Source organism: Pseudomonas sp. 30_B (genome assembly GCF_017491605.1).
Classification (GTDB): domain Bacteria; phylum Pseudomonadota; class Gammaproteobacteria; order Pseudomonadales; family Pseudomonadaceae; genus Pseudomonas.
In genome coordinates, this window is the sequence record NZ_JAFGYY010000195.1 from 1 (window position 1) to 510 (window position 510).

Below are 510 nucleotides of genomic sequence, written 5' to 3' on the forward strand. Positions count from 1 at the left end.
TCGCATCCACGTGGCAGAGATGATTTCGAACGGTGACGTAGCTCTGGTGCCGCATGGCTGGCATGGGCCGTGTGCAGCCGCCCCCGGCTACGACTTGTACTACCTCAATGTGATGGCGGGGCCAGGCGCCGCTGAGTGGAAATCAGTCGACGATCCGCATTACGGGTGGATTCGTCAAACTTGGCAGGATCAAGATATCGACCCGCGCCTGCCGCTAGCGGTGGACGACTCAAAGGAGTGATTATGACTGAGCAGACTGTGAGGCTCAGCGTCGGACAGGCCATCGTGCGCTATCTGACTCATCAGTACACCGAGCGAGACGGGGTTGAACGCCGCTTCATACGCGGAGTCTTTGGGATCTTCGGCCATGGAAATGCTACTGGTTTGGGCCAGGCGCTTTTGCAGAATGAGGCGGCCCCCGACGATGAGGAAGGCCGACTTGAGTATTGGATGGGCCGGAACGAGCAAGGTATGGTTCACGCCTGTTCCGCCTACGCCCGCGCTACGAAC

At 59.4% G+C, this 510-nt stretch carries 1 protein-coding gene and 1 pseudogene; both read left to right on the forward strand.

The window, feature by feature from the left end:
* Positions 1–241, forward strand: a 241-nt coding sequence (locus tag J5M67_RS27900) for a 5-deoxy-glucuronate isomerase (RefSeq protein WP_207888607.1), incomplete at its 5' end; no start/stop codon positions are given.
* Positions 242–243: 2 nt separating this feature from the next.
* Positions 244–510 (forward strand): annotated as a pseudogene (locus tag J5M67_RS27905) (thiamine pyrophosphate-binding protein); the annotation flags it as partial.